This is a genomic window from Flavobacterium humi, from assembly GCF_004745595.1.
Classification (GTDB): Bacteria; Bacteroidota; Bacteroidia; order Flavobacteriales; family Flavobacteriaceae; genus Flavobacterium; species Flavobacterium humi.
The window spans coordinates 187,948-213,980 of the sequence record NZ_SRLH01000006.1; the positions used below are offsets into that span (position 1 = coordinate 187,948).

Annotated in this window: 18 protein-coding genes and 1 riboswitch; of the genes, 15 read left to right on the top strand and 3 right to left on the bottom strand. The window is 42.3% G+C overall.

Annotated features, from left to right (window positions below):
- Positions 1–7 precede the first annotated feature (7 nt).
- From E4635_RS12250 to E4635_RS12265, 4 genes are read left to right on the top strand one after another with little or no spacing between them, the layout of a single operon-like run.
- Positions 8–2,278, top strand: coding sequence for a beta-N-acetylhexosaminidase (locus E4635_RS12250; protein ID WP_135526990.1), 2,271 nt, complete (start codon positions 8–10; stop codon positions 2,276–2,278).
- Positions 2,279–2,289: 11 nt separating this feature from the next.
- Positions 2,290–3,282, top strand: coding sequence for a N(4)-(beta-N-acetylglucosaminyl)-L-asparaginase (locus E4635_RS12255; protein ID WP_135526991.1), 993 nt, complete (start codon positions 2,290–2,292; stop codon positions 3,280–3,282).
- Complete coding sequence (locus tag E4635_RS12260; protein ID WP_135526992.1) at positions 3,283–3,957, top strand: copper homeostasis protein CutC; 675 nt, start codon at positions 3,283–3,285, stop codon at positions 3,955–3,957.
- The gene (locus E4635_RS12265) at positions 3,957–6,437 is read left to right on the top strand and encodes a beta-mannosidase (RefSeq protein ID WP_135526993.1); all 2,481 of its coding nucleotides are present in this window, start codon (positions 3,957–3,959) and stop codon (positions 6,435–6,437) included. Before E4635_RS12260 ends, E4635_RS12265 begins: the two co-directional genes overlap by 1 nt.
- 30 nt (positions 6,438–6,467) lie before the next feature.
- On the opposite strand, the gene E4635_RS12270 is transcribed toward E4635_RS12265, so the two are convergent.
- Both E4635_RS12270 and E4635_RS12275 read right to left on the bottom strand, forming a co-directional pair.
- Positions 6,468–7,082 carry a deoxynucleoside kinase gene (locus E4635_RS12270; protein ID WP_135526994.1) on the bottom strand — a complete coding sequence of 205 codons (615 nt, stop codon included), beginning with the start codon at positions 7,080–7,082 and terminating at the stop codon, positions 6,468–6,470.
- Entirely contained in the window at positions 7,082–7,912 is an 831-nt protein-coding gene (locus tag E4635_RS12275) for a hypothetical protein (protein WP_246020771.1), read from the bottom strand. The genes E4635_RS12270 and E4635_RS12275 overlap by 1 nt, the downstream gene beginning before the upstream one ends.
- A gap of 79 nt (positions 7,913–7,991) precedes the next feature.
- Between E4635_RS12275 and E4635_RS12280 the strand changes: the two genes are divergently transcribed.
- From E4635_RS12280 to E4635_RS12290, 3 genes are all read left to right on the top strand, one after another.
- Positions 7,992–8,891 carry a GLPGLI family protein gene (locus tag E4635_RS12280; protein ID WP_135526995.1) on the top strand — a complete coding sequence of 300 codons (900 nt, stop codon included), beginning with the start codon at positions 7,992–7,994 and terminating at the stop codon, positions 8,889–8,891.
- Positions 8,892–8,934: 43 nt separating this feature from the next.
- The gene (locus E4635_RS12285; protein ID WP_246020774.1) at positions 8,935–11,676 is read left to right on the top strand and encodes a carboxypeptidase-like regulatory domain-containing protein; all 2,742 of its coding nucleotides are present in this window, start codon (positions 8,935–8,937) and stop codon (positions 11,674–11,676) included.
- Between the two features lie 117 nt (positions 11,677–11,793).
- On the top strand, positions 11,794–14,028 hold the full coding sequence (locus E4635_RS12290; protein ID WP_135526996.1) for a hypothetical protein: 2,235 nt from the start codon (positions 11,794–11,796) through the stop codon (positions 14,026–14,028).
- Between the two features lie 52 nt (positions 14,029–14,080).
- Here E4635_RS12290 and metK read toward each other — a convergent pair whose 3' ends face one another.
- On the bottom strand, positions 14,081–15,331 hold the full coding sequence (metK, locus tag E4635_RS12295) for a methionine adenosyltransferase (RefSeq protein WP_135526997.1): 1,251 nt from the start codon (positions 15,329–15,331) through the stop codon (positions 14,081–14,083).
- Between the two features lie 728 nt (positions 15,332–16,059).
- Between metK and E4635_RS15765 the strand changes: the two genes are divergently transcribed.
- The 8 genes from E4635_RS15765 to metH all read left to right on the top strand — a co-directional run bounded on the left by E4635_RS15765 (position 16,060) and on the right by metH (position 25,992).
- The gene (locus tag E4635_RS15765; protein WP_169630260.1) at positions 16,060–16,236 is read left to right on the top strand and encodes a hypothetical protein; all 177 of its coding nucleotides are present in this window, start codon (positions 16,060–16,062) and stop codon (positions 16,234–16,236) included.
- An 18-nt stretch (positions 16,237–16,254) separates the two neighbouring features.
- Complete coding sequence (locus E4635_RS12300) at positions 16,255–16,704, top strand: OsmC family protein (RefSeq protein WP_135526998.1); 450 nt, start codon at positions 16,255–16,257, stop codon at positions 16,702–16,704.
- A 117-nt stretch (positions 16,705–16,821) separates the two neighbouring features.
- Positions 16,822–17,793, top strand: a complete 972-nt coding sequence (locus E4635_RS12305) for an alpha/beta fold hydrolase (RefSeq protein ID WP_135526999.1) — start codon at positions 16,822–16,824, stop codon at positions 17,791–17,793.
- Positions 17,794–17,834: 41 nt separating this feature from the next.
- A complete protein-coding gene (gene thrA, locus E4635_RS12310) occupies positions 17,835–20,243 on the top strand; it encodes a bifunctional aspartate kinase/homoserine dehydrogenase I (protein WP_135527000.1) in 2,409 nt (802 codons plus the stop codon).
- A 4-nt stretch (positions 20,244–20,247) separates the two neighbouring features.
- A complete protein-coding gene (locus tag E4635_RS12315) occupies positions 20,248–20,667 on the top strand; it encodes an OsmC family protein (protein ID WP_135527001.1) in 420 nt (139 codons plus the stop codon).
- A gap of 1 nt (position 20,668) precedes the next feature.
- Positions 20,669–21,841, top strand: a complete 1,173-nt coding sequence (locus E4635_RS12320) for a trans-sulfuration enzyme family protein (protein WP_135527002.1) — start codon at positions 20,669–20,671, stop codon at positions 21,839–21,841.
- A gap of 159 nt (positions 21,842–22,000) precedes the next feature.
- Positions 22,001–22,120, top strand: a riboswitch (SAM riboswitch).
- Between the two features lie 204 nt (positions 22,121–22,324).
- The gene (locus E4635_RS12325) at positions 22,325–23,314 is read left to right on the top strand and encodes a homocysteine S-methyltransferase family protein (protein ID WP_135527003.1); all 990 of its coding nucleotides are present in this window, start codon (positions 22,325–22,327) and stop codon (positions 23,312–23,314) included.
- On the top strand, positions 23,314–25,992 hold the full coding sequence (metH, locus tag E4635_RS12330; RefSeq protein ID WP_135527004.1) for a methionine synthase: 2,679 nt from the start codon (positions 23,314–23,316) through the stop codon (positions 25,990–25,992). Before E4635_RS12325 ends, metH begins: the two co-directional genes overlap by 1 nt.
- Positions 25,993–26,033 lie beyond the last annotated feature (41 nt).

The window sequence follows — 26,033 nt, forward strand, 5'->3', positions numbered from 1 at the left end:
ATCACAAATGTTTAAAAGCAAGTCATTACTACTTTTATTGTTCGCTGCCGTTGCCTTTTCCCAGAATCAGTTGCCGTTAATCCCAAAACCGGCTTCCGTTGAAACAAAGCAGGGGAATTTTATCTTAAGCCAAAGCACGAAAATTATCCTTAACGACCCGGAATTCAAAAAGGAAGTAGACTTGTTCAACCAGTTTTTAAAAGCAAATTATGGTTTCGAACTCCAGGTGCTCGACAATTCGAAAAGCTCCATCAATACCATCAAAATACAAAAGAGCAATCTCACGGATGCATCAGCCGAAGCCTACCAGTTGAATGTTCTGCAGGATGAGATCCGGATCGCCTCTAAAAACGGTGCTGGGATATTTTATGCTTTTCAGACCCTACAACAGCTCATTCCTGTTCAGTCCCAAACATTGTCTATTGCGGCCGTTACCATCAATGACCAGCCAAAATACCAATGGCGCGGTATGCATCTTGATGTTGGGCGGCATTTCTTTCCGGTGGCATTCATCAAAAAATACATCGATTATATAGCGATGTACAAAATGAATACTTTTCATTGGCATTTAACCGATGACCAGGGTTGGCGTATCGAAATTAAAAAATACCCGGAACTGACAAAGGTTGGCGCCTGGCGTAAAGGGTCAATGGTTGGGCATTACAACGACCAGAAGTTTGATGATAAGCCTTACGGCGGTTTTTATACCCAGGATGACATAAAAGAAATCGTAGCGTATGCGGCAGAACGGCACATTACCGTTGTCCCTGAAATCGAAATGCCGGGGCATGCACAAGCTGCTTTGGCCGCATATCCTGAATTGTCCTGTACAGGCGGTCCTTTTGAAGTGTCCCGGAAATGGGGTGTTTTGGAAGATATTTTCTGCCCTAAAGAAGAAACATTTGAATTCCTCGAAAACGTACTGGCCGAAGTTATGGATTTGTTCCCGTCTCAATATATCCATATCGGTGGCGACGAAAGCCCGAAAACACGCTGGAAGAATTGTCCTCATTGCCAGGCCCTGATCCGAAAAGAAGGACTGAAAGACGAACACGAACTGCAAAGTTATTTTATCAAACGGATAGAGAAATTCATCAATGCAAACGGAAGGAAAATCATAGGCTGGGACGAAATCCTGGAAGGCGGGCTGGCTCCCAACGCGGCAGTCATGAGCTGGCGTGGCACCGAAGGAGGCATTTCCGCAGCAAAGCAACACCATTACGTAGTGATGACTCCCGGATCGCATTGTTATTTTGACCATTACCAGGGAGAACCTAAAAATGAACCTCTGGCCATCGGTGGTTATACGACAATCGAAAAAGTATATTCATACCAGCCAACACCGAAAGAACTTTCACCATCGGAATCCGGTTATATTTTAGGAGCCCAAGGGAACCTCTGGACAGAATACATACAGGAACCGGAACATGTGGAATACATGGTAATGCCCCGAATGGCGGCTTTGGCGGAAGTTGTTTGGGGAACTTCAGATGAAAATGCCTACAAAGACTTCCAAACCCGGCTGATGAAGCACTTCGCCTTGCTGGATAAAATGGGCATTCATTACAGCAAAGCCATGTTTGAAGTCACGGCCAAAGCAGGGCCTTCGGTACAAAACAAAGGAGTATCTTTCCATTTAAAATCGGCTTACGGCAATTCAGGCATTCACTATACGACAAATGGCAAAAATCCATCGGCAGGCTCCAAAACCTATTCCCAACCTATACTTATTTCCAAAAGCAGAACGGTCAAAGCGGCATATTTTGAAAACGGGAAACAAAAAAGCGCTACCATCGAACAGGCTTTCTTCATCACAAAATCTACCGGGAAAAACATTGTCCTGAAAACACCGCCACATGAAAATTATGCCATAGGAGGTTCTTTTACTTTAGTGGACGGAATGCGCGGCAATATGGGGAAATACGGCAGGGATTGGTTGGGTTTCTGGGGCAAAGACCTGGATGCCGTGATTAGTTTAGGGAAAAAGGAAACGATTTCAAAAGTAACCATTGATGTACTTTCCAACGAAGGCAGCTGGATTTATTATCCTGAATTTATCGAGGTCCTCATTTCTGAAAACGGCAAAGATTTCAAGAGTATCCAAAAAGTTTCTTTGCCTGAAATCATCAAAATGAAAGGGATCGTTACAATACAGTGCAACAAGCAACAAGCCAAATACATACAGGTAATCGCTAAAAACGCCGGTAAAATCCCCGAAGGGAAAGAAGGCGCCGGAGCAGATGCCTGGTTGTTTGCGGATGAAATTATGGTAGAATAAAAAACAACAATATGACAAATCGCAGAGATTTTTTAAAAACTGCCGCGATGGCTTCCGTTGCTGCGGCCTTGCCTTCGTTTACAGGCAAACCTGAAGAAGAAAATAACCTTGAGGGAAAAGGAAACAAACCCATAGTGCTGTCTACCTGGAATTTTGGTGTCCAGGCCAATGGTGCGGCTTGGGAAGTGCTAAAGAACAACGGAAGGGCTTTAGATGCTGTAGAAGCAGGAGTGAAAATCCCGGAAGGCGACCCGAAAGAACGCAGTGTAGGATACGGAGGAAGGCCGGACAGGGATGGCCGTGTAACCCTTGATGCCTGCATTATGGATGAATATGCCAACATTGGTTCGGTGGCTTGCCTGGAATACATCAAACATCCTATTTCCGTAGCCCGGGCCGTAATGGAAAAAACGCCTCATGTCATGCTCGTAGGAGATGGCGCCCTTCAATTTGCATTGTCACAAGGTTTTGTGAAAGAAAATCTACTTGTGGAAGAATCTGAAAAAGAATGGAAGGAATGGCTTAAGACAAGCCAGTACAAGCCCATTGCCAATATTGAAAACCATGATACGATCGGAATGATCGCCTTAGACAGCCACGGAAACCTTTCCGGAGCGTGTACAACCAGCGGAATGGCTTTTAAAATGCATGGCCGCGTCGGGGATTCGCCCATTATTGGTGCAGGATTGTATGTAGATAATGAAATTGGTGCCGCCACCGCCACAGGACACGGAGAAGAAGTAATCCGTATCGCCGGCTGCCACCTGGTTGTCGAACTGATGCGCCAGGGGAAATCACCTCAAAAAGCTTGTGAAGAAGCCGTGAGCAGGATTGTAAAACTGACCAAACTCAGAAATAAAAACCTCAAAGACATTCAGGTAGGCTTTATTGCCCTGAACAAAAAAGGAGAATTCGGGGCCTATTGCGTACAAGGCGGATTTAATTTTGCCGTAAACGATGCTTCTGGAAACCGGTTAATTGATGCGGATTATTTTTTAAAATAAATGAATACATACCAACTTGAAATTGCCTGCTTTAATTTAGAATCGGCCCTTATTGCCCAAAGCAATGGTGCTGACAGAATAGAATTATGTGCTAATATGCAAGCCGGCGGGACGACTCCGGATCCAGAAACCGTGAAGGCAGCAAGGAAACAACTGCACATTCCGTTATACGTAATGATCCGCCCTCGTGGTGGGGATTTCGTGTATTCAGATGCCGAATTCGAACAAATGAAATCTGAGATACTGCAATTCAAAACAATACAGCCCGACGGTTTTGTTTTCGGGATTTTGAATGCAGACGGAAATATCAATAAGCCAAAAAATGAAGCTTTAATCGCATTGGCAAACCCGTTGCCGTGCACCTTCCATCGCGCTTTTGATGTCGTGGGCGATGTATTCCGGTCTTTGGAAGACATCATTGACTGCGGCTTCAAAACCATATTGACCTCCGGCCAGGCCCAAGATGTTATGCAAGGCCTTGCGGTTTTGACAACCTTGAGCGAAAAAGCAGGCAACAGGATCACAATTATGCCCGGCGGTGGCCTGCGATCTTCAAACTGTAGGGCATTGAAGGCCAAAACGAATACCGGATTTTACCATTCTTCAGCCATTACGGACGGTTCTGAAACAGCTAATGGTGATGAGGTTAAAAGGTTGAAAGAAAATCTGCAATAATGGGCAACATTCTAAAATACATTGTATTCTTTTTATGGCCAGTAACACTATTGGCGCAAACAGCTGAAAGAAAGCTAAATGCGGAAAATTGGCATTTCAAAAAAACCGAAGATAAAAACTGGCTGCCGGCCACCGTACCCGGAACGGTCCATACAGACTTATGGAACAATAAAGTAATCCCAGATCCTTTTTGGGGTACCAATGAAAAACAACTGTTGGGAATCGAGAACGAAAACTGGGAATATGAATCTGTTTTTACGGTTACCGGTCAGGAATTAAAGCATGAAACCATTGAATTGCAATTTGACGGGCTGGATACTTACGCAAAAGTCTATCTCAACAACGAATTGGTACTTGAAGCGGATAATATGTTCCGTACCTGGAAGATTGATGTTAAAAATACGTTGAAAAAAGGCAAAAATAAGCTCTATATCCTGTTTGAACCGGCTGTAAAAAAAGGAAAAGAAGAAGCCCAAAAACTCCCGTACGTTTTGCCCGGGGATGAAAAAGTATTTACACGCAAAGCACAATACCAATATGGCTGGGATTGGGGCCCACGCTTTGTTACGGCGGGAATCTGGAAGGATGTGAAACTGGTTTCCTGGGATGCTGCGGTTATCACTAATGTGAAATATTTCCAGAAAAAACTCTCGGATGAAAAAGCCGAACTGGAGTTTGTTGCCGAAATCCAAAGCAATAAAAAGGATGTTTTTCAGTTGAAAATCAATAATGAATCCAAAACCATAGCGCTTAAAAAAGGGACAAACAACATTGCCATGAGTTATGTTATTGCAAACCCGAAACGCTGGTGGAGCAACGGATTGGGAGAAGCGTACCTGTATCCGTTTTCGATTTCACTTTCCCGCAATGCTACTGTTTTCAGCAAAAAACAAATGCACATCGGACTTCGCACCCTCGAATTGATACAGGAAAAGGACAAATCAGGGAAAAGCTTTTATTTCAAACTCAACGGAATCCCGGTTTTTATGAAAGGCGCCAATTATATTCCGCCGGATAGTTTTTTACCCAGGGTGAAAGACAGTGTGTATCAAAGTATCGTCAGCAATGCGGCCAATGCCCATATGAACATGCTCAGGGTTTGGGGAGGCGGTGTGTATGCGGATGATGCTTTTTATGAGGAATGCGATAAAAAAGGGATTTTGGTGTGGCAGGATTTTATGTTTGCCTGTGCCATGTATCCGGACGATGCCCATTTCGTGGCAAATGTGAAAAAGGAAGTGGCCGACAATGTAAAGCGATTGCAAAACCACCCGAGCATTGCTATTTGGTGCGGCAATAACGAAAGTGATGAAGGATGGAAAAACTGGGGCTGGCAAAAGCAATACCATTATTCCCAAACGGATTCCGCCAGTATCTGGAACGGATACAAAAAGCTGTTTCACGAAGCCATCCCGCAAACCTTAGACAGTTTGCTGGGAGCTGGTAAAAATATTTATTGGCCTTCGTCACCGTCTATCGGATGGGGAAGGAAGGAAAGCCTGCTCGAAGGCGATTCCCATTATTGGGGCGTTTGGTGGGGCATGCAGCCTTTCGAGGTTTATATGGAAAAAACAGGGCGGTTTATGTCGGAATATGGTTTTCAGGGCATGCCGAATTTGGAAACCTTCCAGGAATTTGCCCCTGAAGAAGAATTAAACTTTGCGTCCGAAGCTGTTAAAAACCATCAAAAACACCCAACAGGCTATCAAACCATCCAGACCTACATGGAACGCGATTATAAAATCCCAACCAAGTTTGACGATTATATTTATGTTTCCCAATTGCTGCAGGCAGAAGGAATGAAAACAGCTATGGAAGCCCATCGCAGGGCAAAACCCTATTGCATGGGCAGTTTGTTTTGGCAGCTCAATGATTGCTGGCCGGTCACTTCGTGGAGTGCGGCGGATTATTATGGCCGTTGGAAAGCCTTTCAATACCAGGCAAAAAGAAGTTTCGAGCCTGTCCTGGTTTCGGTACAGGAAGAAAAGGATTCCTATGAAATATTCATTGTAAATGATGAGCTGACTTCAAAAAAAGGCACATTGGAGTTGCAGCTTATGGATTTTGAAGGGAAAACATTGTGGCACAAATCGGCAACAATCCACATAGAAGAAAACAGCAGTAAAATTTACGAGACTGTCACTAAGACGCAATTGGCAGGTTTTAACCTGAAAGAAACCGTTTTGCGTGTACAATTGACAATGCCCGGTGCAGAAGAAAAAGAAGTGCTTTATTATTTTGAAAAACCCAAAAACCTGGCCCTCAAAAAACCTGTTGTTTCCGTTACTTATACAGATGCAAATACGATAGAAATAACGACTGATATCCTGGCTAAAAACATCTTCATTACTGCCGGGGATGCTTTTTTTAGTGATAATTATTTTGATTTGCTGCCTGGCCGGAAAAAAAAGATCGTCATTTCCAATACGGAAAAAGGGAAAGCGTTATCCATTAAGACCTTATTTGATACGCTGCCATAAAAAAAGCCTTGAGTTACCAAGGCTTTTTTTCTAAAATAATCCGTTTAATTCGGCGTCAATCCTGTTGAAAATCAAACCGAGGTCTTCAGGGTTGTCTACAAAATTGATGTTGTCTACATCTATAATCAGTAATTTTCCTTTGTCATAAGTTTGGATCCATGCTTCATAGCGTTCGTTCAGACGGCTTAAATAGTCAATGGAAATCGTATTTTCATAATCCCTTCCGCGCTTGTGGATCTGGCCTACAAGGTTCGGGATGGAACTTCTCAGGTAAATCAATAAATCAGGAGCTTTGACCAAAGATTCCATCAATTCGAACAATGAAATGTAATTTTGGAAATCCCGGTTGGTCATCAGTCCCATAGCGTGAAGATTGGGCGCAAAAATATGGGCATCTTCATAAATCGTCCTGTCCTGGATGATTTTTTTGCCGCTTTGGCGGATTTGTAAAACCTGGCGGAAACGGCTGTTCAGGAAATAGATTTGCAGGTTGAAGCTCCAGCGTTCCATCTGATGGTAAAAATCATCCAGGTAAGGATTGTCCACTACATCTTCAAAATGCGGTTCCCACTTAAAATGTTTGGCTAAAAGCTTTGTCAACGTTGTTTTTCCAGCACCGATATTCCCTGCTACTGCTATATGCATTATGGTAAATTGATTTTATAGTTGGTAATTCCTTCGGCTGTAAAAATAGTTAAATTTTGGTTTTTGTAATGAAAACTTAGATAGCTTTTTTCGATATTTTCAATAGCGGTTTTTTTATTTTTTTCTACATCGAACAAGTACAGGATGCTATCTTTTTGAAATAAAACGGTTTTTTCATCGGCAATGGAAACCGAATCGTATTCCGGGAGCTGCCCTAATACTTTCTTTTTGCCGAAAATGTCGCAGCTGTAGAATTGGTTTTTAGCATCAATCCAATAAAAATAGTTGAAATCGGAAGTGTAGTTTTTTATGTTTTTCTCAAATGGAAGCCCTATTGCCTGGTACGTATTCCGGATCGTGTTGTACAAACCCAGCTGCTGGTTGAGGTTGTTGAAGATCCAAAGGTTGTTTTGCGAAGACATGCCTGCCGCCGAAACGACGATTCCTTCCGGTTTTTCCGAAAAATTGATTTTCTGTACTTCGCTGAGCTGGTTGTCCAGGGCTACAACGGTGTTGAAGTTTTCGTAAAAAAGAACGATCCGCAGCGGGTTTTGGATGTCTGCCCTTGTGATTTTCCCCAAAGCCAGGTTTTTGTACTGCATAAATTCCGAACCTTTGATCTTGAAGAAAACGTTGTTTTTGATAAAATACTGATAGCCGTACGCATCTTCCCCGATAAAAACATCCGCTTTGATAAACTGCGAGCTCATTTGCGAAGCCACTGGGTTCGTATACTGGCAATGCACTGCAAAAGACACAAAAAAGACCGCTAAAAAAGTCACAAATTTCATAATAGCTAAGATAGGAATTAAACCATTTGCTTCTGTCAAAGTCCAATGTTTTATTTAACAATACTTTAGTAACAAAACCCAGATTCATTCGTCATATTTGTTGAATAAAAATCAGTTTATGAAAAAGATAATCACAGCTTTAAGCTTAATTATAGCTAGTTCGCTGTCACATGCCCAGGATTTTCAGGGAATGGCAGTATACGAGTCCAAAACCAGTACGGCCGATTTTAAATCGAGAATCGCGGAAAATAAAGATATAACACCCGAAATGAGGAAAACAATTGAAGAAAGGATGAAAAAAGCGTTCGAAAAAACGTTTATCCTTAATTTCGATAAAAACGCTTCGATTTATAAAGAAGAAGAAAGATTAGATGCTCCGGGATCCCAAAATAACGGTATGAGAATGATGGGTTCCTTTATGGGCGGCGGCGGAACCCATTACAAAAACATCAAGGACAAAACCTTTACCATCGATAAGGAAATGATGGGAAAAGAATTCCTGATACACGATTCCCTACCTAAACTGGACTGGAAATTAGGGCAGGAAACAAAAGAAATCGGCGGTTATATGTGCTTTAAGGCAACGGCTATGCAAAAGGCAAGCAAAACCGATTTCAGGAATTTCCGAATGAAAAAAAGAGACGAAGAGAAAGATAAAAAGGAAGCAGCCGCTGAAAAAAACAAACCTACCAATTTCATGAATGAAGGCGAAATGCCCAAAGAAGTTGAAGTCGTGGCGTGGTATACTCCCGAAATCCCTGTAAGCCAAGGACCGGAAGGCTATTATGGATTGCCAGGCCTGATTTTGGAAGTAAGTGCAGGCAAAACCATTATTTTATGTTCCAAAGTGGTCATGAATGTTAAAGATAAAAAGGAAATTAAAGCACCTACCAACGGAAAGCCTGTCACACAAAAAGAATTTGACGAAATCGTGACAAAAAAAATGGAAGAAATGCAGCAAATGTACCAGTCCAGAGGTGGAAATGGTGGCGGCATGCATATAAGAATGGGGAATTAAGAGTAAAACCGCAAAATAGTTATCGCCAAAATCGAAGCCTTTCATGAAAAAAATTACCATATTCTTTGCCTTGATGGCATCCATTTCACTATTTTCCCAAAATGTCAGGTTGGAAGGGATCGTAAAAGATACCACGAACGCTCCTCTTGAAATGGCCAATGTCATGGCGGTCAATAAAGCGACAAAAGCCGTCGACGCCTATTCGATTACAAACGATAAAGGGAAATACCTGCTAAACCTTAATCCCAATGCTACCTATAATGTTCGGATTACTTTTTTAGGGCTCAAAACCAAAAACCTTAGCATTGAGACCAAAACGGAAAATATTGTCCAAAATGTGGTCTTGAGTGCTGATGCGAATGAACTGGCAGCGGTTGAGGTTGTCCGTGAAATGCCGGTTTCCATCAAAGGGGACACGATTATTTATAACGCGGATTCTTTTAAAAACGGTACCGAACGCAAGCTGGAAGATGTCCTCAAAAAACTGCCGGGAGTTGAAGTGAACAAGGATGGAGAAATAGAAGTGGAAGGTAAAAAAGTCCAGAAAGTAATGGTGGAAGGCAAAGATTTCTTTGATGGAGATACCAAAATAGCAACCAAGAATATTCCTGCCGATGCCTTGGATAAAATCCAGGTGCTCCGGAATTATAACGAAGTTACCAACTTAAAAGGACTGGAGAACAACGAAGAGAATGTAGCCATCAACATCAAACTCAAAGAAGGCAAGAAAAATTTCTGGTTTGGCGATGTAACGGCCGGAATCGGTGTGGGAAATGAAGAAGACCGCCACATCATCAATCCGAAATTGTTTTATTACAGCCCAAAATACAGCATCAATGTCATCGGGAATTTCAACAATATTGGCGAATTGCCCCTGACCATGCAGGATTATTTCAAGTTTACGGGAGGGTTTAAAAATATGATGAAAAAAGGCGGGACCAGTTTTAATGTCACCTCCAATGATTTGGGGATTATGGGGATGCGAAATGACCGGGCAGCTGCGATTGATGCCAAATTCGGTGCGGCAAACTTCAGTTATAATCCTTCAAAGGCATGGGCCATCAGCGGATTCGGTATTTTTTCTGCCAATGAAACAGACCTGGAAACCAATTCCAGAACCGTAAGGACCGATAAACCGCAAGGTGGAAACCCGGTGGTTACCACTGAAGATGTCCGGAACCTTTCAAAGCAACAAAACAACCTGGGGATGTTCAAGCTCAGCTCCAGTTATGTGCCTTCCGAAAAAGTGCATTTTGATTATGACGGATTATTGAAAATTTCAGATCAGGATGAGCATGCGAGTGTTTTGTCGAGTATTTTCAATGATGTGTACACCACTAAAAAACAAAAGCCTTTTTCCTTCAGCCAGAACCTGAATTATTATTATACGATGGATGATAAAAATGTTTTTGCGTTCGAAATGCAGCATTTGTATCAGGACGAAAACCCGTTTTATAATGCCAATTTGTATAAAGATGCCTTGGTTAACCTGTTTCCGCCGCCTTTCACGGCATTGTCAGGATATGATAATTCCCAAAACCGCAATGATGTCAACCAGGACCGTTTCGTAAAAACCAATAAGATCGATGCCAAACTGGATTATTATTATATGCTGACCCCGAAAAGCAACATCAATATCACACTTGGGAATACCAATTCGTACCAGGATTTTGACTCGCATATCTTCCAAATACTGGATAACGGTTCCCAAAACACGCTGGACGGCCCGGAAAACAACAATGATGTGAATTATGCCTTTAACGATGCTTTTTTAGGATTGCACTACAAATTCATCAAAGGGAAATTCACGTTCAACCCGGGTGTTTCCGCACATGCTTATACGATGGATAACGAGCAGCTCGGAACCGATTACAAAAAGACATTTTACAGAGTACTGCCGGATGTGTATGCTTTATGGCAATTGAAGAAATCGGAAACACTAACCTATAATTTCTCCTTGTCCAATAATTTTACAGACATCAATAAATTGGCGCAAGGTTATTTGGTGCCTAATTACAATAGTTTGTTCCGTGGGAACAGGATGCTGGAGAACTCGCTTTCACAAGTACATTCGCTGCGTTACTTTAAATACAATATGTTCAATTTTGAAAATATTTTTGCCAATATTACCTATACAAGGCAAGTGGATGCGATTAAAAACAGGGCGATGTTCACCAGTGTAAACCAGGTTTCCTCTGCTGTGAACATGAATTCCAATTTTGCTGATGAAACCCTTTCCGGAAATGGTGCGTACGGACGTTCTTTCCTTCGGTATTACAAAGCGGGCACCAGGATTGGCCTAAACTGGAGCAAGTTCAATAACATCCGTGTCAATCCGGACAATTCGGAATTTTTCCAGACGACAAAATCATTCACGCAATCGTATAATGTGAATTTTTCGACCAATTATAAGGAAATCCCCAATATAGAACTGGCGTATAATTTCTCTGTCAATGATAATTTCAGTGATGTGTTTTATACCGATGCGCCTTCTGTCACATTGGAATATTATTTCTGGAATGCTTTTTCATTCACTTCCGAATACACTTTTTACCATAACAGGAATAAATCGAAAACCGTAAATAACGAATACGATTTCCTTTCCGCTAATTTGTTGTACCAAAGGAAAAACAGCAAATGGGAATGGAAACTTTCGGCGACCAACCTGCTCAATACGACTTCGTTAAATGACAGCAGTTTTAATCAGTTGGGAGGTTCGAGCAGTTTTTCAAGCTATGTGGTCCAGCCAAGATACCTCATATTGAGCCTGAAATATGCCCTGTAATAGTATAGAAGTTGCTTTTTAGCAGCTTTTTTTATGGATAATTGTTGAAAACGTTTGAGGCAAATGCTTTTCCTTTTGTAAAGTAAGACCTACATTTGAATGAAATATGCCGCACAAATGAAAAAAATACTGATTGCACTTTTGCTGGTTCCTTCCTTTTCCTATTCGCAGGAAAAAGAAATTAAAAACGGGACCTACATTTCCACAAGACAAACCGAAAAATTAAAACTGAATTTAGTAGACGGGAATAAATACGAGCTCGTTTTCCTGTATGGGAATTATGAGAAAAAAGGCGATACGCTTTTCCTGGGGAACCAGGTTGGCAAAAAATCGTATTTCTCCGCGAAGTTCCATTCCGATGCCGGGATTTCCAACAAGGTTACCGTAAAAATAAAAAACAAATACATCACTACGTTTATGACCCAGATCTATGTAGGGACACAAGACGGAAGCTTGCCGGTACAATACAAAAAGCTGTCGGAATTGGTCAATAACGAATCGCTGGATTATGAGGCTGAAGAGTTGAGTTTTACCATTAACCGGTCCCAATACCTGTATTTGGTGTATGAAAATTACGAGGGCAAAACGGCGCTGTCAAAATATACCGTTCCGAATAAGGTTTCCGGGATTGACGCAGATTTTGAAATGAACAATTTCGGGGATATCCAGCTCAAAGCGTATTATAATAAAGAAAATAACGAACTGGTCATCGCCGATCTTTTTGGCAAAAACCCATTGGCATTTAAGCTGGAAGGCAATATCGAAAGCGAAATCAAGTATGAAGTCCAGCCGGATGAAATCAAAAACCTGGCCTCCTGGACTTACGAAGGAAAAGACAAAGACGAAAGCGGATTGGGTTATGCCGTTGCCGATTCCGCGGCTGCGCCAAAATATGATTTCAAATTAAAAACAGAGAACAACTTGGCTGAAGCGCTTAAAGCTACTCAAAAAGCAGCCAGCAAATACCTTGTCCTGTATTACGATCCAAAGAATAAAAATGCCCAAAAAGAGTTTGACGGCTTTATCCAAAGCCAATCTACCGAGGTAAGTTACATGCTTTACGACGGATACGATGCAAAATACGATCTGTATAATTATTATAGGCTTACCGATAAAGACAGGAGTTGGATAAAAAAGAACCACATCAGCGAATCCCAGAATGTTATTGTGGTCAATTCCGATGGGATGGTTTTGAGTACATCCAAAGGAAACCTGGAGGCCAACAAGAACCTATTTTATTATTACGATGTCTTTTATTCAACCCTAAACAGGCTCAATGCATTGCTAACTTTTGATAAAAGCATCCATACCGAAAAAATATCCGACGCAGCATTACTGAAAGCTTTTGCACAGGTTTCCGCATTGGATACCTACGGATTATCAGAGGATTTGTATGCTCCGGAGCCGCCTGCTGCTGAAAATACGGACCTTGCGGCAACGGTGGTAACAGTTGACGAAACACCGCAATACAAAAAAACGGAAGTAAAGCTGGATAAAAACCAAGTGGATAAATATTGGCAGCGATTGCTCAAAGCCTATGGAAAAGAAGCAAATCCCAATATGGAACTGGTAGCGGTAATCTCTAAAGAAATTAAAAACGAAGGATTCAGCAGGCAGTTTTTTGGAACTGAAAAAACATTGAATGATACTGATTTTAACGCTATTGAATACCTTCTCAAGCATTACGATGCCATTAAAGCTGAGCAAAATAAAACAGCAGACAGCAGCTATTTAGCAGAAAATATAGGGAAGGTGATTTCCGATGCTTTGTACAAGAACAATACCTTGCCACAGGGAGAAATAACAACTGGACAACAGCAAAAATCCATAGAAATGTACAAACGGTTGGCGGCCAAAGAAAGCGATAACCTGGAGATAAACAGGAATTACTTTTATGTTGTAAGTGCCATGGCCGAGAAACTCCACGTGGAAGATCTGTATATTGACCAGTACAATGATTTCTTTACAAAATTGTTTGACGGAAAAACAGGCATAATTGAAAAAATAGACGAACTCTATACCCAAAAAGACAACTATAATTACGAAAGTTGGGGCGATTTTAAAAATTACTTTTCCAATTTATCCAATGAAGCTGCCTGGTTTGTTGTGACCAAATCGAATAACCCCGAGCATGTCAAAAAAGCCATAAAGTGGTCTGAATCCAGTTTGGCCATAGCCAAGAACAATGCGTATTACCTGGATACGCTGGCCCGGTTGTATTACAAAAACGGAGAAAAAGAAAAGGCTGTAAAAACCCAGGAACAAGCAGTGCGCTATTCGGAAGGCATCGATGAAGAAACGAAGGAAGATATTGAGGCAACCCTGCAAAAAATGAAAACCGGGACCTATTAAATAAAAAAAGCCTGACTGGATGAACAGTCAGGCTTTTTTTATTTTGATAGTATTACAACCCGAAAGCCGCTTTTACTTTATCTACATAATCCAATTTTTCCCAAGTAAACAACTCGACAGTTACTGTTTTAGGAGCGCCATTTGGCAATTGGAAAGTTTTTGTAACCGTTTCAGGTTTTCGTCCCATGTGACCATAAGCTGCAGTTTCGCTATAAATAGGATTTCTTAATTTCAAACGCTGCTCAATAAAATACGGACGCATATCAAATACGTTCTCAACAATTTTACTGATTTCCCCGTCAGTCATATTTACTTTAGAAGTTCCATATGTTACTACGTTGATAGAAGTTGGTTTTGCCACTCCAATCGCATAAGAAACCTGTACTAAAACTTCTTCGCATAATCCGGCAGCAACTAAGTTTTTAGCAATGTGGCGTGTAGCATACGCTGCAGAACGGTCCACTTTACTTGGGTCTTTTCCAGAGAAAGCACCACCACCGTGAGCTCCTTTTCCACCATAGGTATCCACGATGATTTTTCTTCCTGTTAAACCGGTATCCCCATGCGGCCCACCGATTACGAATTTTCCGGTTGGGTTAATGTGATACGTAATATTGTCATTAAATAAATGAGCATATTGAGGGTATTTTGCCTTAATTCTCGGAATCAAAATCGACACTAAATCACTTTTGATTTTAGCCAACATTTCAGCTTCTGCAGCAAAATCATCATGTTGTGTAGAAATTACGATAGCGTCAATCCTAGATGGTTTGTTATCATCAGAATACTCTAAAGTTACCTGTGATTTTGCATCCGGGCGTAAATATTTAATTTCGTTATTCTCTCTTCTTAAGTTAGCCAATTCAATCAACAAAGCATGAGATAAATCTAACGCCAAAGGCATATAGTTCTCCGTTTCATTTGTTGCATAACCAAACATCATTCCCTGGTCACCTGCACCTTGCTCTTCTTTGCTTGCTCTGTCTACACCTTGGTTAATATCGGCAGATTGTTCGTGGATAGCAGATAAAACACCACACGAATCAGCTTCAAACATATACTCGCTTTTAGTGTATCCAATCTTACGGATAACTTCACGCGCAATTAATTGCACATCAAGATAGGTGTTTGATTTTACTTCGCCCGCAAGGATTACCTGGCCTGTCGTAACCAAAGTTTCACACGCTACTTTCGATTCGGCATCAAAAGCCAGGAAATTATCGATTAATGCATCTGAAATCTGATCGGCTACTTTGTCCGGATGTCCTTCACTTACTGATTCTGACGTAAATAAATATGCCATAATAAAAATTATTTTTTAAATTAATTTTAGTGAAGAAAAAAATAAGATTGCAGGGAAAGGCTAAAGAAGTGTTTCTGCTTTAGCATTTTTTTTACGAGGTTGCAATCAGTACAAATTTTTCCTCACGGTTTTCGTCTGCAAAGGTATGAAACGAAATCGAATTCCAAATTAATCTTTGCTTTTTTTTGAAATCTTTATGAAAATCAATCTTTTGGGAAAAACTAAATACGTAGTATTTAAATATATAAACGGGTTTCTTAAATGTTAAATTTTGAAATTAAATTTTTTTAATCCGAAAATAGTTCAGAAGTTTGCTCCATCAAAATCAAGTAAAAAAATGAATTCAACAATGCGCAATATGTGTTATATGATGTGGAAAATTTCCGCAGGGGACACTATTGCATAATTTTGAATTTTTAAAATATACAATCAGACCCCTGCCCACCGCAGGGGTTTTTTTATTCCAAAACACAAAAAAACAAAACTTAAGTCAATACCGGATTAGAACCATGAAAATTACAGCAGCAAAAAATAATATGAACCGAGGAATGATGTGCATGTATATGTGCCGCATCCCGCATTATTGTTGCCGAAAACGGAAGAGTTAATCTCTAATTATAGTTCAAAACTGTAAAGCCCTTTTGGTAACATTTCCAAAAGGGCTTTTTTATTCCCAATACGCCCGGGAATGTAAAAACAGAATCATAATTCATTAAAAAATTTAAGTCATGTCAATACTAACAAAGAAATTAAGAATATTTCAGCCTTCGCCCGAAAAGCAGCAAACGGCTGAATCCAAAACAACAGAGAAACAGCTAACAGCCGAAAGCGGTATCACATTGGAAATTGCGGAATTCCTGCTTTTCCAGATCAATTCAGGTGAAAACGAAATTTTGTTTATCTAACTTTTAAAAACAGCCATCATGAGTAATACATCAGTGCATATAACAGGTTTTTCAGAAAACAGCAACCAGTTTGTGGTCCAGTCACAAGGGTTCAATGTCAGGATAAGCAACCATATTTCCAATGGGAATACAAACGATCCAAGCCCGGCGGAATTCCTGCTGGCCGGTTTTGCAGGAAGCATCAACGCGGTGGGCAAAATAGTGGCCAAAGAGCTTGGAATCGAGTTGGAATCTTTATTTGTGGAAATTTCAGGGGAACTGCAAACCAAAAAAGCCGAAGGCCTCCGTACCCGTTCCAGGGCAGGTTTCAGGAAAATAGAAGTAGTGGTAAAACCTATTTCTGATGCGCCCCTCGGGCTTCTGAAGCAATGGATCGATGAAGTCAAGGAAAGATGTCCATTAAGGGATAATCTAATCAATGCAACACCGGTCCAGCTTACCTTATTGAAAGAATTTAAAGCAGCGTAAGCGATACAAGTACAATTGATTTCTTTAATAGAGAATCTAATTTAGTTTTTGTTTTTTGTTTGTTAAGACTGTCTTCAAAGTTTAGGTTGAAGGCAGTCTTTTAAAAAAAATAGTACAGTGGGAAATTTACATACAATAGATCTTTTTGATATCGGTTTAGAGAAAGGGAAACACATCAAGCACCTTCCTCTTTTTTACCAGATTTTCGGCCAGCCTGCACACAAAGCACCGGTGGTATTGGTCAACCATGCCCTGACCGGAAACTCTCAGGTAATTGGCGAAAACGGCTGGTGGAATGACCTTATCGGGGATGGGAAAACAATCGACACCAGCCAATACTGCATAATAGCCTTTAATATTCCGGGCAACGGGTTTGACGGAGATCCAACTAACCTGATCCAAAACTATAAGGATTTTACAGCCAAAGACATCGCTGCCATTTTTTGGAAAGGATTACAGTCTTTAGGAATCACAGAACTTTTTGCCGCTATCGGCGGAAGCTTGGGCGGCGGCATTGCCTGGGAAATGGCTTTTTTAAAACCCCAAAGCATCCGTCACTGCATTCCTGTAGCCACACACTGGAAAGCTACTGACTGGCTCATTGCCAACGTCCTGGTGCAGGATGCGATCTTGAATAATTCTAAAAACCCCATACACGACGCCCGTTTGCATGCCATGCTGCTGTACCGGTCGCCACAATCGCTAAAGCAGAAATTCAATACTGAAAAAGAAAAGGACCGGGAACTGTACCAAATCGAAAGCTGGCTGGCCCACCATGGCAATAAGCTGCAAAACCGTTTCCAGTTGCCGGCATACAAACTGATGAACCATCTGTTGAAAACGATAGGAGAAACTTCCAGCCAGGACAGTTGGGAAACCTTCAGCAGGGAAACAAAATCGGAAATACACCTTGTGGGGATCAACAGCGATTATTTTTTTACGCCCGACGAAAATGCCGAAACCTATCACAAATGGAAAAATACAGGATTGAAAATCAGTTACCATGAAATCGATTCGATCCATGGCCACGATGCTTTCCTGATAGAATTTGAACAACTGGGACGCTTTTTAAAACCAATATTCAGCTAAATAATTACAAACATCATAAACATAAAACAAAACAAGAAAAAATGAAAATATTAAAATTTGGAGGAAAATCACTTTCCAATGGAGAAGGGATTGAGCAGGTGGTCAACATTATTGCGAAGCGTTTTTTTGACGGGGAACCTATTGCTGTTGTCGTTTCGGCACGTGGGAATGCCACCGACGAACTTATAGAAATACTGGACCTGGCGCAATCAGGGAAACCTTACGCGGCACGTTTTGATGAATTTACGGCTTATCAGCAAGAAGGTATCGCGCTTTCTTTTTTCGAAGAAGAATTCTCAACACTATCGAAATTATTCGAAGGAGTCAGCTTGTTGGGCGATTACAGCGAAAAAATCAAAGACCAGATCATAGCCTTCGGTGAGATCCTTTCGGCAAAATATGTCACCGGAATCCTGAACCAGAAAGGGCTTAAGGCAAAATATACCGATGCCAGGGAACTAATCAAAACCGATGCTAATTTCGGGAACGCCCAACCTATCGAAACCGTTTCCAAAAAAAATGTCCTTGGTTTTTTTGATTCCAAGGAAGAAATATATATCGTGACCGGCTTCATTTCATCTACCCTAAACGGTGAAACAACCACATTGGGAAGAAACGGCAGCAATTACACGGCCTCCTTGCTGGCTAATTATCTCGATGCGGAAGAATTCCAGAATTTCACCCACGTTGATGGGATTTACACCGCCAATCCGGAATTGGTTTCCGATGCGAAAAAAATTGAAAGGCTCTCTTTTAACGAGGCTAACGAGCTGGCTAATTTCGGGACCAACATCCTTCATGCCAAAACCATTATCCCTTTGGTCGAAAAAAACATCCCGCTCCGCATCCTCAATACTTTCAATCCTGATAGCGAAGGAACCCTGATTACTTCCGAACAAACGGACGAAGGCATCAAATCGCTTTCGGTCCTCAATAATGTTTCGCTGTTAAACCTTGAAGGAAGAGGATTGCTCGGCAAAACAGGTGTCGATGCCAGGATTTTTAAGGTAATGGCCGACAATGCGATCAGTGTGAGTATTATTTCCCAAGGTTCTTCCGAAAGAGGGATTGGCATTGTAGTCAATACTGATAAAGCTTCGGAAGCGTTGATCGGCCTTGAAAAAGAATTCGAAACCGATTTTTATACCCGGGATGTCAACAGGATTACGGTAGATGATAATATTTCGGTTATTTCAATCATAGGGCAGGACTTGAGTACTTTCCACAAGCCATACACGGCGCTGATCAAAAATAAAATCGTCCCTATTTTGTTCAACAATACAACCACGGGCCGGAACATCAGTTTGGTGATCCAGAAATCAGATTTAAAAAGAGCACTTAATGTCATCCACGGGGAAATTTTCGGTGTGACCAAAAAAATCAATATTGCCGTTTTCGGGCATGGCGTGGTAGGCGGGACATTAATTAGCCAAATCCTGGCTTCAGCCCAAAAAATCGAGGAAAGGAAAGGCATCAGGCTGAATCTTTTTGCCATTGCCAATTCTAAAAAACTGTTGCTGAAGAAAAACGGCAATACGCAAAACTGGAAGCAGGAAATTGCCGAAAAAGGCGTGCCATATACCATTCATGATGTGGTGAATTTTGCCAGGGAAAACCATTTGGAAAACCTTATTGCTATTGACAATACGGCCAGCAAGAATTTTGCCGAGAATTATTTTGAGTTGATTGAGAACAGCTTCGATTTGGTTTCTTCCAATAAAATTGCCAACACATTGCAATATGGTTTTTATAAAAAATTGCGGAAGGCATTAGCCAAAAACCAAAAGACGTATTTGTATGAAACCAATGTAGGTGCAGGTTTACCACTGATTGACACTATTAAATTACTGCATCTTTCCGGAGAGAATATCACCCGGATCAAAGGCGTTTTTTCCGGATCTTTGAGTTTTCTTTTCAATCATTTTTCAAACGAAGACAAGAAATTCAGCGAAGTGCTCAAAGAAGCCATCAGCAACGGTTATACTGAACCCGACCCAAGGGAAGATTTGTGTGGGAATGATGTGGCCCGGAAATTATTGATCCTGGCGCGGGAACTTGACCTGCAGAATGAATTCGACGAAATCAAGATCCAAAACCTTATCCCGGAACCGCTTAGGGATTTGTCAACACCGGAATTCCTGATTAACCTCCACGAACTTGACGATCATTACAATAAACTGAAAATCAGTCAAAAAAGCGGCAATGTACTGCGTTATGTAGGCGAGCTTTCCGGAGATTTGCAACAAGACAAGGGAACGCTTGAAGTAAAACTGGTGTCTATTCCTGAGAGTTCTGCCTTAGGACAGCTCAAAGGTTCCGATTCCCTTTTTGAAATCTATACGGAATCTTATGGTGAAAGGCCGATTGTCATCCAAGGTGCCGGAGCAGGTGCTTCCGTAACGGCCAGAGGTGTTTTTGGAGATATTTTAAGAATTGCAGATAAAGGATAACGTTATGAAAATCACACTCAAAAGAATCAATGAAAATTACCATTTCGAACTGCAGAACGAACGTGGCCATAAAGTGTATTTAGACAGCCGGGCCGAATTTGGCGGCAATGACCTGGCGCCAAGCCCAATGGAATTACTCCTCATGGGCGTAGCAGGTTGCAGCGCGATCGATATTATTTCCATCCTGAAAAAGCAACGCCAGGAAATTACAGGGTATTACGCTGAGGTTGAAGGAGAAAGAGTTCAAATTGAAGAAGCGAAACCATTTAAGGAAATAAAGGTTACCATATATCTTGAAGGCACAATTGACGAAGAAAAAGCCCAAAAAGCAGCACAGCTTTCGTTCGAGAAATACTGTTCCGTTTCCAAGACGATTGAGCCGACCGCCACGATCCATTACCAAATAAAAACAAACAACAAATAATATGAGCAATCCATCATCCGGGTTCGAAACCCAAGCCATCAGGACGCAGGCAGAGCGTTCGCATTACCTGGAGCATTCGGTTCCGCTGTACCTGACATCGAGTTTTATTTTTGAAGATGCCGAAGACATGCGCGCTTCTTTCGCCGAAGAAAAAGAGAAGAATATCTACAGCCGTTTCACAAATCCCAATACCTCCGAATTTGTAGAGAAAATTTGCCAGATGGAAGGCGCCCCGGCAGGTTATGCCTTTGCTACGGGAATGGCTGCGGTATATTCTACTTTTGCGGCTTTGCTAAATTCCGGGGACCATATTGTTTCTGTCGGAAGTGTTTTCGGCTCGACCCACACCTTGTTTACCAAATATTTCCCAAAATGGAACATCACCACGAGTTATTTCGACATTAACAAACCGGAAACGATAGAAAGCGCCATCCAGCCCAATACCAAAATCCTTTTTGCAGAATCCCCGACGAATCCTGCGGTAGATATCATTGATTTGGAATTACTGGGTGAAATCGCCCGCAAACACAACCTGATCTTGATCATTGACAATTGTTTTGCCACGCCATACATCCAAAATCCAATCCAATTCGGTGCCGATTTAGTCATTCATTCGGCCACAAAATTAATCGATGGGCAAGGACGGGTTTTAGGTGGAATTGCCGTAGGACGGGAAGATTTGATCCGGGAGATTTACCTTTTCTCCAGGAATACCGGCCCGGCTTTGTCGCCGTTCAATGCCTGGGTATTGTCAAAAAGCCTCGAAACGTTGCCGGTAAGGGTGGAAAAACATTGTGAAAATGCCCTCAAAGTGGCTGAATTCCTGGAAAGCCATCCTAATGTAAAACAAGTGAAATACCCTTTCCTGAAATCGCATCCGCAATACGAAACCGCTAAAAAACAAATGCGCCTGGGAGGTAATATCATCGCTTTTGAAATACAAGGAGGCATCAGTGCTGGGCGGAAGTTTATCGATAAAATACAATTGTGCTCCCTTTCTGCCAATTTGGGGGACACCCGGACAATCGTCACGCATCCGGCCTCGACCACGCACAGCAAACTGACCGAAGAAGAACGTTTGGCTGTCAGCATAACCGATGGATTGGTACGGGTTTCGGTAGGATTGGAAACCGTTGCCGATGTCATCAACGATTTGAAGCAGGCATTGGAATGATTTTTAACAATAAAAAAGAAAGAAACCGGAAAAATAATTTACAAATCATGTTGTAGGTAGTTTATAAATCTGTTTTGGAATCAAAAAAAGGCATTGTGTAGAAAATATTTCTAAATCTGATTTTTATTATTACATTTGCACCGTTCATAATCATGCTGATTGTTATCACGAAAGCTGGAGGGAATAGACCCGATGAAAGCTTAGCAACCCTTTACCACAAAGAAGGTGCTACATTCTAACCGGAAACCGATTCATTTCAGGAACCCGGACAGATAACCAAGAGGAATTTTTCTCCCTTTCCACGATAACAAATTATAGAGTATGCTGAGCTATCGAAGCATTTAAACGGCTGGTGCATTTTTGCTACCTGTTTCCCGATCCTTACGATTTCCTGCCATAAAGGCGAAATGGTTTCGGTCGGGGCCGAATGTCAAACGTTAAGAATCTCCGGATTTCTGGGTAAACCTTTGTGAAATAACAAATATGTCAAAAATAACCGAAGCAATACAGGAAAGGATCCTCGTCCTTGACGGCGCCATGGGAACCATGCTGCAGCGCTATAATTTTTCCGAAGAAGATTTTCGGGGAGCGCGTTTCAAGGATTTTCCACATCCCTTAAAAGGGAATAACGATTTGCTGTCCATTACGCAGCCCGAAGCAGTCAAGGAAGTGCACCGCCAGTATTTTAAGGCTGGCGCCGATATAGTCGAAACCAATACTTTTTCCGGTACCACGATTGGTATGGCTGATTACCATCTGGAAGATTTCGTATACGAACTGAATTTCGAATCGGCTAAAATTGCCCGCGAAGTGGCAAACGAATTTACAGACAGGCCCCGTTATGTAGCGGGTTCTATCGGGCCCACAAACAGGACGGCGTCTATGTCCCCGGATGTAAACGATCCTGGCTACCGTGCCGTGACCTTCGATGATTTGCGCATCGCCTACAAACAGCAGGCGGAAGCTTTGCTCGATGGCGGCTGCGACCTACTTTTAGTGGAAACCATTTTTGATACGCTCAATGCCAAAGCAGCACTTTTTGCTATTGAAGAAGTCAAGGAAGAACGCAACCTGGATATCCCGGTTATGGTTTCTGGAACAATCACAGATGCTTCCGGCAGGACATTATCCGGGCAAACCGTTGAAGCATTTTTAATTTCCGTTTCCCACATTCCTTTGTTGAGCGTGGGGTTCAACTGTGCCTTAGGAGCCGATTTGCTTAAACCGTACCTTAAAGTGCTCTCGCAGAATACTTCTTTTAATATATCTGCGCATCCTAATGCAGGGTTGCCGAACGCTTTCGGGGAATATGACGAAACCCCGAAGCAAACACAGGCACTCATCAAGGAATACCTGGAAGACAACCTTGTCAATATTATTGGCGGCTGTTGCGGGACAACCCCGGAGCATATTCGCATGATTGCCGAAATAGCTAAAGAATACAAACCTAGAAAAGCACAAATAATTGCCTAATGACTGAGGATAAGGATAGAAAGAATTTGGTATTGTCAGGATTGGAACCCCTGATTATTACACCCAACAGCGTCTTTGTAAATGTGGGCGAACGTACCAATGTAACAGGTTCCCGGAAATTCCTTCGGTTAATCAAAGAAGAAAAATACGACGAAGCGCTTGATATAGCCCGCCAGCAAGTAGAAGGCGGCGCACAAATCATCGATATCAATATGGATGAAGGTATGCTCGACGGCGTGCAGGCCATGACCAAATTCCTGAACCTGATCGCTTCCGAACCCGACATTTCCAGAGTACCGATCATGATCGACAGTTCCAAATGGGAAATCATCGAAGCGGGACTTAAAGTAGTACAAGGAAAAAGCGTCGTGAATTCCATCTCCCTAAAAGAAGGGGAAGAGGCTTTCATCCACCATGCCAAACTGATCAAACGTTACGGAGCCGCCGCAATTGTCATGGCTTTTGACGAAGTAGGCCAGGCCGATACGTACGAGCGCCGCATCGAAATCTGCCGTCGTTCCTATGATATATTGGTACATAAAGTCCAGTTCCCGCCACAGGATATTATTTTCGATTTGAACATATTCCCCGTAGCTACCGGAATGGAAGAACACCGGCTTAATGCCCTCGATTTTTTCAGGGGGACCAAATGGGTTCGGGAAAACCTGCCGCATGCACACATTAGCGGAGGCGTCAGCAATGTTTCTTTCTCTTTCCGTGGAAACGATGTTGTCCGCGAGGCCATGCATTCCGTTTTCCTATACCACGCCATCCAAAGCGGGATGACTATGGGAATCGTCAATCCGGAAATGCTTTCTATTTATGATGATATCCCAAAGGATTTACTCGAATATGTCGAAGATGTTATCCTTAACAGAAGGGAAGACGCTACCGAAAGGCTGCTCGATTTTGCCGAAAATGTAAAAGGAGATTTAAAAAACACCGAAAAAGCAATTCAGGAATGGCGTTCCGGTACTATCCAGGAGCGACTGACCCATTCTTTGGTCAAAGGAATCGACGAATTTATAGAAACCGATATCGAAGAAGCCCGTTTGGCCGCCTCAAAACCCATTGAAGTCATCGAAATCAATTTGATGGCCGGAATGAATGTCGTAGGCGATTTGTTCGGCAGCGGAAAAATGTTCCTGCCGCAAGTTGTAAAATCAGCCCGTGTCATGAAAAAAGCGGTGGCATACCTGCTTCCTTATATCGAAGCGGAAAAAGACGGAAGTTCCAGCTCGGCCGGAAAAATCCTCATGGCTACTGTAAAAGGAGACGTACACGATATCGGGAAAAATATAGTAGCTGTAGTATTGGCCTGCAACAATTATGAAATTGTAGATTTAGGAGTGATGGTTGCGCCCGAAAAAATCATTGCTGCAGCAATCGAACATAAAGTAGACATCATCGGCCTGAGCGGCTTGATTACGCCATCACTTGACGAAATGGTCTATCTGGCCAAAGAACTGGACAGGCAGGACATCAAAATCCCGATCATGATTGGCGGGGCAACTACTTCGCGTGCGCATACGGCCGTAAAAATCGCACCCCAATACCGGGAAACGGTCATCCATGTCAATGATGCCTCGCGTGCGGTAACCGTTGCCGGAAGTTTGCTTAACAGCGACAAGAAAATCTACGCCAGTACCATCAGGGCCGAATACGACGCTTTCCGCGAAACTTTCCTCAGCCGTTCAAAAGATAAAAATTTCCTGACGATAGAACAGGCCAGGCAAAACAAGCTTCAGCTCGACTGGTCACAATTTGAAGCAGTCACCCCGAATACCATCGGAGCAAAAACCATCGCCGTCGAATTGGAAGAATTAGTGCCTTACATAGACTGGACACCCTTTTTCGGATCCTGGGAATTGTATGGCAAATACCCTGCGATACTAACGGATGAGGTTGTAGGGGAACAGGCCACCGCCTTATTTGCCGATGCCCAACAAATGCTTCAGCAACTGCTCTCTGAAAAATGGCTGCAGGCCAAAGGAGTCTACGGGATTTTTCCGGCCAACCAAGTCAATGACGACGATATTGAATTGTATGATGAACACGGCAATGTGCTCGAAACCTTCCTGACTTTACGCCAGCAGGCGCAAAAAACAAAAGGAGCGCCCAATATTGCCCTGTCCGATTTCATTGCACCCAAAAACGAAGGCAAACCGGATTATATGGGAGCTTTTTGCGTGACTACCGGTTTTGGGGTCGATGCCAAAGCCAAAGCGTTCGAAGAACAGCTCGATGATTACAATTCCATCCTAATCAAAGCCTTGGGGGACCGTTTTGCAGAAGCCTTCGCTGAATACCTGCACGAAAAAGTACGGAAGGAAATCTGGGGTTACGCCTCCGATGAAAACCTCTCCAACCAGGACCTGATCCAGGAAGAATACAAAGGAATCCGCCCGGCACCCGGTTATCCCGCCTGTCCGGACCATCTGGAAAAAACCACTATCTGGAAGCTGCTGGATGTGGAAAAGAAAATAGGAGTTTCCTTAACTGAAAGCATGGCCATGTGGCCCGCATCCTCCGTTTCGGGCTATTATTTCGGGAATCCTGAAAGCAAGTATTTCGGACTCGGGAAAATCAAGGAAGACCAAGTTGCCAATTACGCCAAAAGAAGGAATATAAGCACCGAAAAAGCCACGAAATGGCTCAGTCCCAACATCGCCGATTAAAGATTTATGCAGTCCTTCAAAATACTCATATCTCCTAATTT